General features: G+C 62.7%; 14 protein-coding genes. All 14 read left to right on the forward strand.

The annotated features are described in order from the left end of the window. The first annotated feature begins 242 nt into the window (after positions 1-242). The 14 genes from NKH13_RS32555 to NKH13_RS32620 all read left to right on the forward strand — a co-directional run bounded on the left by NKH13_RS32555 (position 243) and on the right by NKH13_RS32620 (position 14,354). On the forward strand, positions 243-608 hold the full coding sequence (locus NKH13_RS32555; protein WP_023720750.1) for an NADH-quinone oxidoreductase subunit A: 366 nt from the start codon (positions 243-245) through the stop codon (positions 606-608). Beyond that, positions 599-1,180 carry a NuoB/complex I 20 kDa subunit family protein gene (locus NKH13_RS32560; protein WP_292664697.1) on the forward strand — a complete coding sequence of 194 codons (582 nt, stop codon included), beginning with the start codon at positions 599-601 and terminating at the stop codon, positions 1,178-1,180. Before NKH13_RS32555 ends, NKH13_RS32560 begins: the two co-directional genes overlap by 10 nt. Positions 1,181-1,185: 5 nt before the next feature. Further along, entirely contained in the window at positions 1,186-1,788 is a 603-nt protein-coding gene (locus NKH13_RS32565; RefSeq protein ID WP_352916945.1) for an NADH-quinone oxidoreductase subunit C, read from the forward strand. Then, positions 1,789-2,979 carry an NADH-quinone oxidoreductase subunit D gene (locus tag NKH13_RS32570; RefSeq protein WP_023720747.1) on the forward strand — a complete coding sequence of 397 codons (1,191 nt, stop codon included), beginning with the start codon at positions 1,789-1,791 and terminating at the stop codon, positions 2,977-2,979. Then, complete coding sequence (nuoE, locus tag NKH13_RS32575) at positions 2,980-4,035, forward strand: NADH-quinone oxidoreductase subunit NuoE (protein WP_352916947.1); 1,056 nt, start codon at positions 2,980-2,982, stop codon at positions 4,033-4,035. It abuts the gene before it with no gap. A 10-nt stretch (positions 4,036-4,045) separates the two neighbouring features. Further along, positions 4,046-5,350 (forward strand): NADH-quinone oxidoreductase subunit NuoF, encoded by a 1,305-nt coding sequence (gene nuoF / locus NKH13_RS32580; RefSeq protein ID WP_352916949.1) that lies wholly within the window; start codon positions 4,046-4,048, stop codon positions 5,348-5,350. A 77-nt stretch (positions 5,351-5,427) separates the two neighbouring features. After that, the gene (locus NKH13_RS32585) at positions 5,428-6,123 is read left to right on the forward strand and encodes a helix-hairpin-helix domain-containing protein (protein ID WP_352916951.1); all 696 of its coding nucleotides are present in this window, start codon (positions 5,428-5,430) and stop codon (positions 6,121-6,123) included. A 74-nt stretch (positions 6,124-6,197) separates the two neighbouring features. Then, a complete protein-coding gene (gene nuoG / locus NKH13_RS32590; protein ID WP_352916953.1) occupies positions 6,198-8,279 on the forward strand; it encodes an NADH-quinone oxidoreductase subunit NuoG in 2,082 nt (693 codons plus the stop codon). Between the two features lie 2 nt (positions 8,280-8,281). After that, on the forward strand, positions 8,282-9,325 hold the full coding sequence (gene nuoH, locus NKH13_RS32595) for an NADH-quinone oxidoreductase subunit NuoH (RefSeq protein WP_352916955.1): 1,044 nt from the start codon (positions 8,282-8,284) through the stop codon (positions 9,323-9,325). Next, complete coding sequence (nuoI, locus tag NKH13_RS32600; RefSeq protein WP_023676622.1) at positions 9,325-9,816, forward strand: NADH-quinone oxidoreductase subunit NuoI; 492 nt, start codon at positions 9,325-9,327, stop codon at positions 9,814-9,816. The genes nuoH and nuoI overlap by 1 nt, the downstream gene beginning before the upstream one ends. A gap of 118 nt (positions 9,817-9,934) precedes the next feature. Then, a complete protein-coding gene (locus tag NKH13_RS32605; RefSeq protein ID WP_352466864.1) occupies positions 9,935-10,555 on the forward strand; it encodes an NADH-quinone oxidoreductase subunit J in 621 nt (206 codons plus the stop codon). Between the two features lies 1 nt (position 10,556). Next, a complete protein-coding gene (gene nuoK / locus NKH13_RS32610; RefSeq protein ID WP_352916957.1) occupies positions 10,557-10,865 on the forward strand; it encodes an NADH-quinone oxidoreductase subunit NuoK in 309 nt (102 codons plus the stop codon). 10 nt (positions 10,866-10,875) lie between these two features. After that, on the forward strand, positions 10,876-12,849 hold the full coding sequence (gene nuoL, locus NKH13_RS32615) for an NADH-quinone oxidoreductase subunit L (RefSeq protein WP_352916958.1): 1,974 nt from the start codon (positions 10,876-10,878) through the stop codon (positions 12,847-12,849). Continuing rightward, a complete protein-coding gene (locus NKH13_RS32620; RefSeq protein ID WP_352470238.1) occupies positions 12,849-14,354 on the forward strand; it encodes an NADH-quinone oxidoreductase subunit M in 1,506 nt (501 codons plus the stop codon). Before nuoL ends, NKH13_RS32620 begins: the two co-directional genes overlap by 1 nt. Positions 14,355-14,356: the final 2 nt, after the last annotated feature.

Consider the following 14,356-nt stretch of genomic DNA (forward strand, 5'->3'; position numbering starts at 1 on the left):
AAAAGTGGAGTAGAAAGTGAAGGAAATCAAACAGGAGCGGATCGGACCAGTTTTCCCGGATATGCCGTCCAGCACCGCGATTTGAACAAGGTTTGACTTGCTTCGCCGAAAGCGCTGCGCTAACCCTCGCCGCGTTGCAGCATAGAGCCCCTTAAAACGGTTCAGTGGTTAAACTGTCACGCTTCCGCAAGTGGGTCCGGTGCTGTAATCAGAGTGGATTGGCCGCCAACGGAAACTGCAGCATGAACGCACTTTTAGGTTCGTACCTGCCCATAGTCCTGTTCATCGGCGTGGCGCTGGTGGTCGGGCTGGCGCTGCTCGCCGCACCCTTCCTGGTGGCCTACCGCAACCCCGATCCGGAAAAGCTTTCGGCCTATGAGTGCGGCTTCAACTCGTTCGACGACGCCCGCATGAAGTTCGACATCCGCTTCTACCTGGTGTCGATCCTGTTCATCATCTTCGACCTGGAGGTGGCCTTCCTGTTTCCTTGGGCGGTGTCGTTCAGTCAGATCGGCATGCTCGGTTTCTGGTCGATGATGGTGTTTTTGGCGGTGCTGACCATCGGCTTTGCCTATGAATGGAAGAAAGGAGCGCTGGAATGGGATTGAGCGACAATTCCGGCACGCTCGTCGCGCCGAAGCCCAAGGGCCTCATCGACCCCAACACCGGCAGGCCGGTGGGGGAGGACGATCCATTCTTCCTGGAGATCAACAACGAGCTGGCCGACAAGGGCTTTCTCGTCACCTCGACCGAGGCGCTGATCACCTGGGCGCGCAGCGGCTCGCTGATGTTCATGACCTTCGGTCTCGCCTGCTGCGCGGTCGAGATGATCCATACCTCGATGCCGCGCTATGACTCGGAGAGGTTCGGTGTCGCGCCGCGCGCGTCTCCGCGCCAGTCCGACATCATGATCGTTGCCGGCACGCTGACCAACAAGATGGCGCCGGCGCTGCGCAAGGTCTACGACCAGATGCCCGAGCCGCGCTACGTCATCTCGATGGGCTCCTGCGCCAATGGCGGCGGCTATTATCACTATTCCTATTCGGTGGTGCGCGGCTGCGACCGCATCGTGCCGGTCGACATCTACGTGCCCGGCTGCCCGCCGAGCGCCGAAGCGCTGCTCTACGGCATCCTTCTGCTGCAGAAGAAGATCCGCCGCACCGGCACGATCGAACGGTGAGCGGCATGTCCCAGGCGTTGAATGACCTCTCGACCTATCTCGGCGAGAAGCTGACCGGCCGGATCGGCGAGGCGGTGCTCGCCTATGGCGAACTCACCATCTCGGTCGAGCCGCGCGACCTGATCGAGGTGGTGACCTTCCTGCGCGACGACCCGAAATGCCAGTTCATCTCGATCATCGACGTCTGCGGCGCCGATTATCCGTCGCGGGCAAAGCGCTTCGACGTCGTCTATCATTTGCTGTCGCCGAGGCAGAATATCCGCATCCGCATCAAGGTCCAGGCCGACGAAGAGACGCTGGTGCCGTCGATCACCGGCATATATCCCGGCGCGGACTGGTTCGAGCGCGAGACCTACGACCTCTATGGCGTGCTGTTTTCGGGCCATCCCGATCTGCGGCGGATCCTGACCGACTACGGCTTCGAGGGCCATCCGCTGCGCAAGGACTTTCCGCTGACCGGCTTCGTCGAGGTGCGCTACGACGACGAAGCCAAGCGCGTCATCTACGAGCCGGTGGAATTGAAACAGGAATTCCGCAATTTCGATTTTCTGTCTCCGTGGGAAGGTACGGATTACGTGCTTCCGGGAGATGAGAAGGCAAAGCAGTAAATGGCTGAAACCTCCGTTCGCAACTTCAACATCAATTTTGGCCCGCAGCATCCAGCGGCGCATGGCGTTTTGCGCCTCGTGCTGGAGCTTGATGGCGAGGTGGTCGATCGCGTCGATCCGCATATCGGGCTTTTGCATCGCGGCACGGAAAAGCTGATCGAGCACAAGACCTATCTGCAGGCCGTGCCCTATCTCGACCGGCTCGACTATTGCGCGCCGATGAACCAGGAACATGCCTTCGCGCTTGCCGCGGAGCGGCTGCTCGGTATCGAGGTGCCGAAGCGCGGGCAGCTTATTCGAGTTCTCTACTCTGAGATCGGCCGCATCATGTCGCACATCCTCAATGTGACGACGCAGGCGATGGATGTCGGCGCGCTGACGCCGCCGCTGTGGGGCTTCGTCGAACGTGAAAAGCTGATGGTGTTCTATGAGCGGGCCAGCGGCTCGCGCATGCACGCGGCCTATTTCCGGCCGGGCGGCGTGCATCAGGACCTGCCGCAGAAGCTGATCGAGGACATCGGCAAGTGGATCGACCCGTTCCTGAAGTCGGTCGACGACCTCGACGCGCTTTTGACCGGCAACCGTATCTTCAAGCAGCGCAATGTCGACATCGCTACCGTCTCCCTGGCGGACGCCTGGGCCTGGGGCTTTTCCGGCGTCATGGTGCGCGGCTCGGGTGCGCCGTGGGATCTGCGCAAATCGCAGCCCTACGAATGCTATGCCGAGCTGGACTTCGACATTCCGATCGGCAAGAACGGCGACTGTTTCGACCGCTATCTGGTGCGCATGGAAGAGATGCGGCAGTCGGCGAAAATCATGCGCCAGTGCGTCGACCTGTTGCTCGGCAAGGAGGGCAGCGGGCCGGTGTCTAACCTCGACGGCAAGGTGGTGCCGCCGAAGCGCGCGGCGATGAAGCGCTCGATGGAAGCGCTGATCCATCATTTCAAGCTCTACACCGAAGGCTACCGCGTGCCGGCCGGCGAGGTCTATGCGGCAGTCGAGGCGCCGAAGGGCGAGTTCGGCGTCTATCTCGTCTCCGACGGCACTAACAAGCCCTATCGCTGCAAGCTGCGCGCGCCCGGCTTCGCGCATCTGCAAGCCATGGACTTTTTGTGCCGCGGCCACATGTTGGCCGACGTCACCGCCGTTCTCGGCTCCCTCGACATCGTGTTTGGTGAGGTCGATCGCTAAATGTCAGTCCGCCGTCTCGCAGAAGCCAGCCTCCAGCCAGCCTCCTTCGCCTTCAACCGGGCGAATGCGGCAGCGGCGAAGCAGTGGATCAAGAAATATCCGAAGGGGCGCCAGCAATCCGCGATCATCCCCTTGCTCATGCTGGCGCAGGAGCAGGAAGGCTGGGTGACCAAGGCGGCGATCGAGACGATCTCCGACATGCTCGGCATGCCCTATATTCGCGGGCTGGAAGTCGCCACCTTCTATACGCAGTACCAGCTCAATCCGGTCGGCACCCGCGCCCATATCCAGGTCTGCGGCACCACGCCCTGCATGCTGCGCGGCTCGGAAGCGCTGATGGATGTGTGCCGCTCGAAGATCCATCACGACCAGTTCCACACCAACGACAAGGGCACGCTGTCGTGGGAAGAGGTTGAGTGCCTCGGCGCCTGCGTCAACGCACCGATGGTGATGATATTCAAGGACACCTATGAGGATTTGACGCCGGAGCGGCTTGCCGAGATCATCGACCTTTATGACGCCGGCAAGGGCGCTACGGTGAAACCGGGACCGCAAAACGGCCGTGTCACTTCCGAGCCGTCCAGCGGCCTGACGACTCTCAAGAGCGAAAAGGCGATCCTGAAGGCGACCCGCGACCGGGAAACCAGGGCGGCGACCAAGGCCGCCAAGGAAGCGGCGCCGGCGGCCGCGGCGCCGGTCCCGCCAGCCGCTCCTGCCGCGCCGGCGCCGGTTGCGCCCTCGAATGCCAGCAAGCCGAAGACCGATGCGGTCGAGACCAGCCCGGCGCTGAAATCGCCGTCGGCGACGAAAGTCGCGCCCGCGGCGGAGAAGGCGGCGAGCGTTGCAGCGCCTCTGCATTCGGCCGCCAATGCCAACAAGGCCGAACCGCAGGTCGAGGACGTCTCGAAACAGCGCAAAGGCCCCAAGAACAAGGCCGAGCCGGCGGCTGCTTTCAAAGCGCCGGAGGCCAAGGTTAAACCGGCGAAGGCTGCCGCCAAGCCGGCCAAGCCATCGCCCGGAAACAAGAGCCGGCCGACCGGCAAGAAGCCGGTCTGAGGAACGAGCAATGCTTCAGGACAGGGACCGCATCTTCAACAACATCTACGGCCGCTTCGACAAGTCGCTGGCCGGCGCCATGGCGCGCGGTGCCTGGGACAATACGCCCGGCATCATTGCCAAGGGGCGCGAATGGATCGTCAACGAGATGAAGGCGAGCGGCCTGCGCGGCCGCGGCGGCGCCGGTTTCCCGACCGGGCTGAAATGGTCGTTCATGCCCAAGCAAAGCGACGGCCGGCCGAGCTATCTCGTCGTCAACGCCGACGAATCCGAGCCCGGCACCTGCAAGGACCGCGACATACTGCGCCACGACCCGCACACGCTGATCGAAGGCTGCCTGCTTGCCGGCTTCGCCATGGGCGCGGTCGCCGCCTACATCTATGTGCGCGGCGAGTTCATCCGCGAGCGCGAGGCGCTGCAACGCGCCATCGACGAGGCCTATGCGGCCAAGCTGATCGGCAAGAACAACACCTCCGGCTACGATTTCGACATCTACATGCATCATGGCGCCGGCGCCTATATCTGCGGCGAGGAAACGGCGCTGCTCGAAAGCCTCGAGGGCAAGAAGGGCCAGCCGCGGCTGAAGCCGCCATTTCCGGCCAATGTCGGCCTCTATGGCTGCCCGACGACGGTCAACAATGTCGAGTCGATCGCTGTCGCGCCGACCATCCTGCGCCGCGGTGCCGCCTGGTTCTCGTCCTTCGGCCGGCCCAACAATGTCGGCACCAAGCTGTTCTGCATCTCCGGCCACGTCAACAATCCGTGCACCGTCGAAGAGGCGATGTCGATCCCGTTCCGCGAACTGATCGAGACGCATTGCGGCGGCATTCGCGGCGGCTGGGACAATCTGCTGGCGGTCATTCCGGGCGGCGCCTCGGTGCCGCTGGTGCCGGCCGAGCAGATCATCGACGCGCCGATGGATTTCGATGCGCTGCGCGACCTGAAATCGGGCCTCGGCACGGCGGCTGTCATCGTCATGGACAAATCCACCGATATCGTGAAGGCGATCGCGCGGCTGTCCTACTTCTACAAGCACGAAAGCTGCGGCCAGTGCACGCCATGCCGTGAGGGCACCGGCTGGATGTGGCGGGTGATGGAGCGGCTGGTGCGCGGCGAGGCGCAGAAGCGCGAGATCGACATGCTGCTCGACGTGACCAAGCAGGTCGAGGGCCACACGATCTGCGCGCTGGGCGATGCGGCGGCATGGCCGATCCAGGGCCTGATGCGGCATTTCCGCGGCGAGGTGGAGCGGCGCATCGACGAGTTTTCGCGCAACGCACACCGCGCCGAACCGGTGCTGGCTGCGGCGGAATAGAAGAATTCAAAATGCGGACGAAAGTCCGAAACGAGGAAACGAGCGCGGGGCAGACGGAAACGACCAGGAGACCACTTATGTCGCTGTTTTCGACACCCGACGATTTTACCACCGATATGGACCCGTTGTTGAAGATGAACCAGGATCTGACCAGGATGATGCCGAAGGAGATGGCCAATGCCGTCAATCTTCTGGCGCATCCTCTCGCGGGCGCGGCGGCGATGACGGCACTCGGCATCGGCCTTGCCAACCACGCCTTTGGTATCTGGATGGGCGTGCTCTCAGGCGCGGCCGAGACCTCGCAGCGGCTTTGGCAGCCGGTCGCCGAGGATTTCGAGACCCGGACGGAACGCGTTTCTGCGACCGGCAAAAGCTCCTCGACAAAGGCGCGCGCAGCCACCAAAACCCTGATTGCCGAGGCGCAGTCCTTCGCCAACGATGTGACCGACATTGCGACGAGCACTGCGGCGCGGAGCTTGGCGAATGCGAGCACCGTTGCAGCGGATGCGTCGGCCGGGCTGATGCCGGAGGATTTCAAGCAGCCCAAGCCGATGGACCGGCCAGCCGAGCCCGCCGACCTCAAGGCGATCTCGGGCATCGGGCCGAAACTGGAAAAGGTGCTGAACGGCCTTGGCATCTGGACATACGCCCAGATTGCCGGGTGGGCGCCGCAAGAGATCGCCTGGGTCGAAGATTACCTGTCATTGAAGGGCCGCATCGGCCGTGACGGCTGGATCGGTCAGGCGGCCGCGTTGGCCGGGGCCAAAAAGTGAATTCAATATCGTGTGCGGTCTCGGCTGCGCCCGGAAGGAAAGATTGCGGAACGTCCGCAGGGGTTTGAGGCGAAATGGCAAAGCTCAAGGTCGACGGGAAAGAGATTACTGTACCCGACCATTACACGCTGCTGCAGGCGGCCGAGGACGCCGGCGCGGAAGTGCCGCGCTTCTGCTTCCACGAGCGGCTGTCGATCGCCGGCAATTGCCGCATGTGCCTGATCGAGGTCAAGGGCGGCCCGCCCAAGCCTCAAGCGTCCTGCGCCATGGGCGTTCGCGACCTGCGCCCCGGCCCGAACGGCGAGCCGCCGGAAATCTTCACCAACACGCCGATGGTCAAGAAGGCGCGCGAAGGCGTGATGGAGTTCCTGCTGATCAACCATCCGCTGGATTGCCCGATCTGCGACCAGGGCGGCGAGTGCGACCTGCAGGACCAGGCGATGGCGTTCGGCGTCGATTCCTCGCGCTATCACGAGAACAAGCGGGCGGTCGAAGACAAGTATATCGGGCCGCTGGTCAAGACGATCATGAACCGCTGCATCCATTGCACGCGCTGCGTCCGCTTTACCACCGAGATTGCGGGCATATCCGAGCTCGGCCTGATCGGCCGCGGCGAGGATGCCGAGATCACCACCTATCTCGAAAGCGCGATGACGTCGGAACTGCAGGGCAATGTCATCGACCTTTGCCCGGTCGGCGCGCTGACCTCCAAACCTTACGCCTTCCAGGCACGGCCGTGGGAACTGACCAAGACCGAATCCATCGACGTGATGGACGCCGTCGGCTCGGCGATCCGCGTCGATAGCCGGGGCCGCGAAGTGATGCGCATCCTGCCGCGTACCAACGAGGCGGTGAACGAGGAGTGGATTTCCGACAAGACCCGCTTCATCTGGGACGGCTTGCGCACGCAGCGCCTCGACCGCCCCTATGTGCGCAACGACGGCAGACTGGCCCCGGCAAGCTGGGCCGAGGCCTTTTCCGCGATCAAGGAAGCGGTGTCGAATGCGGCACCCGAAAAGATCGGTGCCATTGCCGGCGATCTTGCCGCCGTCGAGGAGATCTACGCGCTGAAGCTTCTGATGGCTTCGCTCGGCTCGAAGAACACCGATTGCCGCCAGGACGGTGCCGCACTCGATCCGTCGCTCGGCCGGGCGAGCTATGTCTTCAACCCGACCATCGAAGGCATCGAACAGGCCGATGCGGTGCTGATCATCGGCGCCAATCCGCGCTTCGAGGCGTCCTTGCTCAACGCCCGCATCCGCAAGCGCTGGCGGGCCGGCAATCTGCCGGTCGGCGTCATCGGCGATGTCGGCGATACGCGCTATGATTACGAGCAGCTCGGCGCCGGGCCGGAATCGCTGAAGGATCTGGCCGACGGCAACGGCAAATTCTTCCAGCTGCTGAAGAAGGCGACGCATCCGCTAATCATCGTCGGCCAGGGTGCGCTGGCGCGTCCGGATGGCGCGGCCGTGCTCGGCCAGGCGGCGAAGCTCGCCGTCGCCGTCAACGCCGCAAGAGCCGACTGGAACGGCTTTGCCGTGCTGCACACCGCCGCGGCACGCGTCGGCGGCCTCGATGTCGGCTTCGTGCCGGGCGAGGGCGGCAGGAACGTCGCCGGCATGCTGGGCGAGACCGACGTGCTGTTCCTGCTCGGCGCCGACGAAATCGACATGGCCAAGACCGGCGGCGCTTTCGTCGTCTATATCGGCACGCATGGCGACAAGGGCGCGCATCGCGCCAACGTCATCCTGCCGGGTGCCGCCTATACCGAGAAGTCGGGCACCTTCGTCAATACCGAAGGCCGCGTGCAGCAGACCAATCGGGCCGGCTTTGCGCCCGGCGAAGCACGCGAGGACTGGGCGATTCTCAGGGCGCTGTCGGATGTACTCGGCAAGAAGCTGCCGTTCGATTCGCTGCCGCAGCTGCGCGCAAAGCTCTATGCGGAATACCCGCATCTTGCCCGCATCGACCATGTCGCGGCCGGCGATCCGGCCGACATCGCCAGGGTGGCGAAGCTCGGCGGGCGGCTGAACAAGGGCACCTTCACCTCGCCGGTCAAGGATTTCTACCTGACCAACCCGATCGCGCGCGCTTCCGCGGTGATGGCCGAGTGCTCGGCTTTGGCGAAGAACGGCTTCAGGCAGGCGGCGGAGTAGACATGGACACCTTCTTCTCCTTCTACGTGCTGCCGGCGCTGCTGATCCTTTTGAAGTCGGTCGTGCTGATCGTCGTTCTGTTGATATTCGTCGCCTATGTGCTTTACGCCGACCGCAAGATCTGGGCGGCGGTGCAATTGCGCCGCGGACCGAACGTCGTCGGCCCGTGGGGCACGCTGCAGGCCTTCGCCGATCTTTTGAAATTCGTCTTCAAGGAGCCGGTGATCCCGTCCGGCGCCAACAAGGGCGTTTTCCTGCTGGCGCCTTTGGTGTCGGCGGTGCTTGCGATCTCTGCCTGGGCGGTGATCCCGGTCAATGAAGGCTGGGCAATCGCCAACATCAATGTCGGCATCCTCTATGTCTTCGCCATCTCCTCGCTCGAGGTCTATGGCGTGATCATGGGCGGTTGGGCGTCCAATTCGAAATACCCGTTCCTCGGCGCGCTGCGCTCGGCGGCGCAGATGGTGTCCTACGAAGTCTCCATCGGCTTCGTCATCGTCACCGTGCTGCTTTGCGTCGGCTCGCTCAACCTGTCCGACATCGTTTTGTCGCAGCAGGATGGGTTGGGCACGCGGCTCGGCCTGCCCAACACCTTCCTCGACTGGCATTGGCTGTCGCTGTTCCCGATGTTCATCGTCTTCTTCATCTCGGCGCTGGCCGAGACCAACCGTCCGCCCTTCGACCTCGTGGAAGCCGAATCGGAACTCGTCGCCGGCCATATGGTCGAATATTCGTCGACGCCGTTCCTGTTGTTCTTCCTCGGCGAATATGTCGCCGTCGTCCTGATGTGCGCGCTGGCCACCATCCTGTTCCTTGGCGGCTGGCTGCCGCCCTTCAATTTTGCGCCGTTCACCTGGGTGCCGGGGCTGATCTGGTTCGTGCTCAAGGTCTGCCTGGTGTTCTTCATGTTCTCGATGGTGAAGGCGTTCGTGCCGCGCTACCGCTACGATCAGCTGATGCGGCTCGGCTGGAAGGTCTTCCTGCCGATCTCGCTGTTCATGGTGGTCGCCACCGCCGCATTCCTCAAACTCACCGGGTTTGCCTGATGTCAGCATTATCCCAGGCCGCCAAGTCACTGCTTTTGCAGGATTTCGTCAGCGCTTTCTTCCTGTCGATGCGCCAGTTCTTCGCGCCGAAGGAGACGATCAACTATCCGCATGAGAAGGGGCCGGTCAGCCCGCGCTTCCGCGGCGAACATGCGCTGCGCCGTTATCCGAACGGCGAGGAACGCTGCATCGCCTGCAAATTGTGCGAGGCGATCTGCCCGGCACAGGCCATCACCATCGAAGCCGGCCCACGCCGCAACGACGGCACACGGCGCACCGTGCGCTACGACATCGATATGGTGAAGTGCATTTATTGCGGCTTCTGCCAGGAAGCCTGCCCGGTCGACGCCATCGTCGAGGGGCCGAATTTCGAGTTCGCGACGGAGACGCGCGAGGAGCTTTATTACGACAAGGACAGGCTTCTGGCCAATGGCGACCGCTGGGAGCGTGAGCTGGCGCGCAACATCTCGCTAGATGCGCCTTACCGCTGATATTTGACGCATGGACGGGGCGAGGGGCCTCGTTTAAGGAACACGCAACTTGCCGACCGGAGGCGGTGGCAAAAAACAGGACGAACGTCCTGTTCGGACAGGAAACCCGGGGGAACCCATGCTGAGTGGACTAGAGGCGGCCTTTTTCTACCTCTTCGCCTTTGTCGCGGTGGCATCGGCGTTCATGGTCGTTTCGGCGCGTAATCCCGTGCATTCGGTGCTGTTCCTGATCCTGACCTTCTTCAACGCCGCCGGCCTGTTCATGCTGACCGGCGCCGAGTTCCTGGCGATGATCCTGCTCGTCGTCTATGTCGGCGCGGTCATGGTGCTGTTCCTGTTCGTCGTAATGATGCTCGACGTCGATTTCGCTGAAATGAAGGAAGGCGCCCTGCAATATGCACCGATCGGCGCGCTGGTCGGGCTGATCCTGGCGGCGGAGCTGATCGTCGTGCTCGGCGGCTATACATTCGCGCCGAAACTGGCGGCGACGGTCGCGAAACCCATCCCGGACCTGGCCGCGCGCTCCAATACGGCAGCGCTCGGCGACATCCTCTATACGGATTACCTCTATTACTTCCAGGTGGCGGGGCTGGTGCTGCTGGTCGCCATGATCGGCGCCATCGTGCTGACACTGCGCCACAAGCCGGGCGTCAAGCGGCAGTCGATCGCCGCCCAGGTCGGCCGCACGGCGGCAACCGGAGTGGAAATCCGCAAGGTCAAGACGGGCGAAGGAGTCTGAGATGGTCGTCGGCATCGCGCACTACCTGACCGTATCGGCGGTCCTGTTCACGCTCGGCGTGTTCGGCATCTTCCTGAACCGCAGGAACGTCATCGTCATCCTGATGTCGATCGAGCTGATCCTGCTTGCGGTCAACATCAATTTCGTCGCCTTCTCGGCGGCTCTCGGCGATCTGGTCGGCCAGGTGTTCGCGCTGTTCGTGCTGACGGTCGCGGCGGCCGAAGCGGCGATCGGCCTTGCCATTCTCGTCGTCTTCTTCCGCAACCGCGGCTCGATCGCGGTCGAAGACGTGAACATGATGAAGGGTTGACGGAACCACCATGTATCAGGCCATCGTCTTCCTTCCGCTGCTCGGCTTCCTGATCGTCGGCCTGTTCGGCACCTCGCTCGGCGCCAAGGCTTCCGAATACATCACCTCCGGCTTCCTGGTGATCGCGGCTGTGCTGTCGTGGGTCGTCTTCTTCTCGGTCGGCTTCGGCGGCGGCGAGGTGTTCACCGTGCCGGTGATGCGCTGGATCCAGTCTGGCGGCCTTGAAGCGTCGTGGGCGCTGCGGATCGATACGCTGACCGTGGTGATGCTGGTCGTCGTCAATACGGTGTCGGCGCTGGTCCATATCTACTCGATCGGCTACATGCATCACGACCCGGACCGGCCGCGCTTCTTCGCCTATCTGTCGCTGTTCACCTTCGCCATGCTGATGCTGGTGACGGCCGACAATCTGGTGCAGATGTTCTTCGGCTGGGAAGGCGTCGGCCTTGCCTCCTATCTGCTGATCGGCTTCTGGTACAAGAAGCCGTCGGCCAATGCGGCTGCGATCAAGGCGTTCATCGTCAATCGCGTCGGCGACTTCGGCTTTGCGCTCGGCATATTCGGCGTGTTCGTGCTGTTCGGCTCGGTCAATCTCGGCACCATCTTTGCCAATGCGGCGACGTTCATTCCGGCGGAAGGCGCGCCGCAAGGTGCGGCCGTGCTGACCTTCCTCGGCTATGCACTCGATAAGCAGGCTGCGATGACGGTCGTCTGCCTGCTCCTGTTCATGGGCGCCATGGGCAAGTCGGCGCAGGTGCCGCTGCACACCTGGCTGCCGGATGCCATGGAAGGCCCGACGCCGGTCTCGGCACTGATCCATGCCGCGACCATGGTGACGGCAGGCGTGTTCATGCTGGCGCGGCTGTCGCCGCTGTTCGAGCTGTCGCAATCGGCTCTGACGGTGGTCACCTTCATCGGCGCCTTCACCGCCTTCTTCGCGGCGACAGTCGGTCTCGTCCAGAACGACATCAAGCGCGTCATCGCCTATTCGACCTGTTCGCAGCTCGGCTACATGTTCGTGGCGCTCGGCGTCGGCGCCTATGGCGCGGCGATTTTCCATCTGTTCACCCACGCCTTCTTCAAGGCGCTGCTGTTCCTCGGCTCGGGCTCGGTCATCCACGCCGTTTCCGACGAGCAGGACATGCGCAAGATGGGCGGCCTCAGGACGCTCATCCCGACGACTTACTGGATGATGGTGATCGGCACGCTGGCGCTGACCGGTGTCGGCATCCCGGTAACAATCATCGGCACGGCTGGCTTCTTTTCCAAGGACGCCATCATCGAAGCGGCCTTCGCCGGCCACAATGCGGTCGCCGCGTTTGCCTTCATATTGCTGGTCGTTGCCGCCTGCTTCACCTCCTTCTACTCCTGGCGGCTGATCTTCATGACCTTCCACGGCGAGCCGCGGGCCAGCCACGAGGTCATGCACCATGTCCATGAATCGCCGCCGGTCATGCTGGTGCCGCTGTTCATCCTGGCGGCGGGCGCGCTGTTTGCCGGCGTGATCTTCCACGGCGCCTTCATCGGCGAGGGCTATGCCGAATTCTGGAAGGCGTCGCTGTTCACGCTGCCGGACAACAACATCCTGCACGAAATCCACGAAGTGCCGTTGTGGGTCGAGCTGTCACCGTTCATCGCCATGCTGATCGGCTTTGCGATTGCCTGGCAGTTCTACATTCGCGCGCCGGAAATGCCTCGGAGCGTCGCCGCCAACCATCGCCTGCTCTACGCCTTCCTGCTCAACAAATGGTATTTCGACGAGCTCTACGACTTCCTGTTCGTGCGGCCGGCAAAGCGCCTCGGCAGCTTCCTGTGGAAGACCGGCGACGGCACCGTCATCGACGGGCTCGGGCCGGACGGCATTTCGGCGCGCGTCGTCGATGTCACCAACCGGGTCGTCAAGCTGCAGACCGGCTATCTCTACCACTATGCCTTCGCCATGCTGATCGGCGTTGCCGCACTCGTCACCTGGATGATGCTCTGATGACCGCCTGGCCGATCCTATCGCTGGTCACCTTCCTGCCGCTGGTTGGTGTGCTGCTCATCCTTTTCGTGCGCGACGACAGCGAGAACGCGCGCCGCAACATCCGCGCCATCGCGCTGTTCACGACTGCGTTCACGTTTGTGATTTCGTTGTTTATCTGGACCGGCTTCGACAATTCGCAGCCTGGCTTCCAGTTCGTCGAGAAGTTTGCCTGGCTGGATTCCGGCATCTCCTACCATATGGGCGTAGACGGCATCTCCATGCTGTTCGTCATCCTGACCACCTTCCTGATGCCGCTCTGCATTCTCGCCTCGTGGGAATCGATCGAGAAGCGCGTCAAGGCCTATATGATCGCTTTCCTGCTGCTCGAGACGCTGATGATCGGCGTGTTCTGCGCGCTCGACATCGTCTTGTTCTACGTCTTCTTCGAAGCCGGCCTGATCCCGATGTTCATCATCATCGGCGTTTGGGGCGGCAAGCGGCGCGTCTATGCCTCGTTCAAGTTCTTCCTCTATACGCTGGCCGGCTCGGTGCTGATGCTGCTCGCCATCATGGCGATGTTCTTCCAGTCCGGCACCACCGATATCCCGACGCTGCTGACGCATAATTTCCCGGCCAATATGCAGACCTGGCTATGGCTCGCCTTCTTCGCGTCCTTTGCGGTGAAGATGCCGATGTGGCCGGTGCATACCTGGCTGCCGGACGCGCATGTCGAGGCACCGACGGCCGGCTCGGTGATCCTGGCCGCCATCCTGCTCAAGATGGGCGGGTACGGCTTCCTGCGTTTTTCGCTGCCGATGTTTCCGATCGCATCCGAAATGTTCGCGCCGCTGATCTTCACGCTCTCCGTCGTCGCCATCATCTACACCTCGCTGGTGGCGCTGATGCAGGAGGACATGAAGAAGCTGATCGCCTATTCGTCGGTCGCTCACATGGGCTTCGTTACCATGGGCATCTTCGCGATGAACCAGGAAGGCGTCCAGGGTTCGATCTTCCAGATGCTGTCGCACGGCCTGGTCTCCGGCGCGCTGTTCCTCTGCGTCGGCGTCGTCTACGATCGCATGCACACGCGTGACATCGACGCGTATGGCGGATTGGTCAACAACATGCCGAAATATGCAACGGTGTTCATGATCTTCACCATGGCCAATGTCGGCCTGCCCGGCACCAGCGGCTTCGTCGGCGAGTTCCTGACCATGCTCGGCGTGTTCCGGGTCAACACCTGGGTGGCGTTCTTCGCCGCCACCGGCGTCGTCCTCTCGGCGGCCTATGCGCTCTGGCTCTACCGCAAGGTGATCTTCGGCGCGCTGACCAAGGAAAGCCTGAAAGGCCTGCTCGACCTGTCGACGCGCGAGAAGGTGATCATCTATCCGCTGGTTGCGCTGGTCATCTTCTTCGGCGTCTATCCGGCGCCGATCTTCGACGCGACGGCCGAATCGGTCAAGGCGCTCGTCACCAATGTCACTGCATCCATCGGCGCCGCGCAGACCGCGGCGGCGAACTGACT

This window comes from Mesorhizobium sp. M1348 (genome assembly GCF_040317925.1).
Lineage (GTDB): Bacteria > Pseudomonadota > Alphaproteobacteria > Rhizobiales > Rhizobiaceae > Mesorhizobium.

What these genes read in the sequence shown, in the direction of transcription:
- NKH13_RS32605 (WP_352466864.1), top strand. Translation starts at nt 9,935, where the DNA reads ATGCTGAGTGGACTAGAGGCGGCCTTTTTCTACCTCTTCGCCTTTGTC.
- nuoF (WP_352916949.1), top strand. Translation starts at nt 4,046, where the DNA reads ATGCTTCAGGACAGGGACCGCATCTTCAACAACATCTACGGCCGCTTC.
- nuoH (WP_352916955.1), top strand. Translation starts at nt 8,282, where the DNA reads ATGGACACCTTCTTCTCCTTCTACGTGCTGCCGGCGCTGCTGATCCTT.
- NKH13_RS32565 (WP_352916945.1), top strand. Translation starts at nt 1,186, where the DNA reads ATGTCCCAGGCGTTGAATGACCTCTCGACCTATCTCGGCGAGAAGCTG.
- nuoI (WP_023676622.1), top strand. Translation starts at nt 9,325, where the DNA reads ATGTCAGCATTATCCCAGGCCGCCAAGTCACTGCTTTTGCAGGATTTC.
- NKH13_RS32560 (WP_292664697.1), top strand. Translation starts at nt 599, where the DNA reads ATGGGATTGAGCGACAATTCCGGCACGCTCGTCGCGCCGAAGCCCAAG.
- NKH13_RS32570 (WP_023720747.1), top strand. Translation starts at nt 1,789, where the DNA reads ATGGCTGAAACCTCCGTTCGCAACTTCAACATCAATTTTGGCCCGCAG.
- nuoE (WP_352916947.1), top strand. Translation starts at nt 2,980, where the DNA reads ATGTCAGTCCGCCGTCTCGCAGAAGCCAGCCTCCAGCCAGCCTCCTTC.
- NKH13_RS32620 (WP_352470238.1), top strand. Translation starts at nt 12,849, where the DNA reads ATGACCGCCTGGCCGATCCTATCGCTGGTCACCTTCCTGCCGCTGGTT.
- nuoL (WP_352916958.1), top strand. Translation starts at nt 10,876, where the DNA reads ATGTATCAGGCCATCGTCTTCCTTCCGCTGCTCGGCTTCCTGATCGTC.
- nuoK (WP_352916957.1), top strand. Translation starts at nt 10,557, where the DNA reads ATGGTCGTCGGCATCGCGCACTACCTGACCGTATCGGCGGTCCTGTTC.
- nuoG (WP_352916953.1), top strand. Translation starts at nt 6,198, where the DNA reads ATGGCAAAGCTCAAGGTCGACGGGAAAGAGATTACTGTACCCGACCAT.
- NKH13_RS32555 (WP_023720750.1), top strand. Translation starts at nt 243, where the DNA reads ATGAACGCACTTTTAGGTTCGTACCTGCCCATAGTCCTGTTCATCGGC.
- NKH13_RS32585 (WP_352916951.1), top strand. Translation starts at nt 5,428, where the DNA reads ATGTCGCTGTTTTCGACACCCGACGATTTTACCACCGATATGGACCCG.